Source organism: Mycobacterium sp. KBS0706 (genome assembly GCF_005938675.2).
Taxonomy (GTDB): domain Bacteria; phylum Pseudomonadota; class Alphaproteobacteria; order DSM-16000; family Inquilinaceae; genus Inquilinus.
Genome location: NZ_VCCH02000282.1, coordinates 1 through 1,187, shown reverse-complemented (window position 1 = coordinate 1,187; position 1,187 = coordinate 1). Strand labels below are relative to the sequence as shown.

General features: G+C 71.5%; 1 protein-coding gene. It reads right to left on the bottom strand.

What is annotated here, in order from left to right:
- Positions 1-281: 281 nt before the first annotated feature.
- Positions 282-1,187: transposase (locus FFK22_RS41835; RefSeq protein WP_143957006.1), on the bottom strand; the 906-nt coding region annotated here is incomplete at its 5' end.

Here is a 1,187-nt window from a genome sequence, read left to right as displayed (position 1 = left end):
GAACCCGCGGGATGGCGGGCACGGGCTATGGGGATTGTGTCACCGGCGTCCGGCCCGGAGGGTGTATCCGGCCGAGCGGAAGACGGGGTGGCAGAGCCCAGCGGTGACCGGCGACGGTGGCTGCGGGCGATGTGGTGACCTTGCGGGCGGACGGGTGCGGCCAGCGCCCGAGGCGACGGGCTTGCTCGGGGCGGTGGCCATTGCGATGCGACGCAGCGCCCCCGCGGGCGCGTAGAGTGCCCGGCGCAGCCTCGGCTTGGGAGCGTCGCGGCGCGGACTGGTCATGAGGTGTCGTTCCAGAAGGAGGACCGCCAGGACGGCAGTCGCCATGGCCGCGGCAAGGTGATGCGGATGATCGAGGTGCTGCCACAGCAGGGGCAACGGTCGTGCCGGTGCGAGGTGGCGGCGTCCTCGGTTGGCACGACCTCCGGTTCCGGAGCCGGCGCTTCGAGCAATCGGCGACAGAGCGCCAGCTTCTCGGCACGGTGACCGTTGGCGAGGAAGCCGTAGTGGCGGATGCGATGGAAGCCGTCCGGCAGGGTGTGCAGCAGGAAGCGGCGGATGAACTCGTCAGCGGCGAGGGTCATCACCTTGGCCTTGCCGTGATGGCGGTAGTCGCGCCAGCGGAAGACGACCTCGCGGTCGGTCATGCTCACCAGGCGGGAGTTGGCGATGGCGACGCGGTGGGTGTAACGGCCGAGATAGGCCAGGACCTGGGCGGGTCCGCCGAAGGGCGGCTTGGCGTAGACGATCCACTCGACGCACCGTAGCTCCCGCAGCCGCTGGGCGAAGGCGGCGGGGGTGGCGAGCTCGGCGAGATCGCCGAAGAAGCCCAGCTCGCCGGCCTCGAAGGCGGCCTGCAACTGCGCGAGGAAGAGCCGGCGGAACACCCGCGACAGCACCCGAACCGGCAGGAAGAAACCCGGCCGGCAGGCGACCCAGCGCGTGCCGTCGAGCGACGGGCCGCCGCCCGGCACGACGCAGTGGACATGCGGGTGGTGATGCAGGGTCTGGCCCCAGCTGTGCAGCACCGCGACGACGCCGACCTCGGCGCCGAGGTGCCGGGGATCGGCGGCGATGACGCGCAGCGTCTCGGCCGCCGCCCGGAACAGGATGGCGTAGACGGTGGCCTTGTTCTGGAAGGCGATCTCGGCGAGCGGAGCCGGCAGGGTGAAGACGACGTGGAA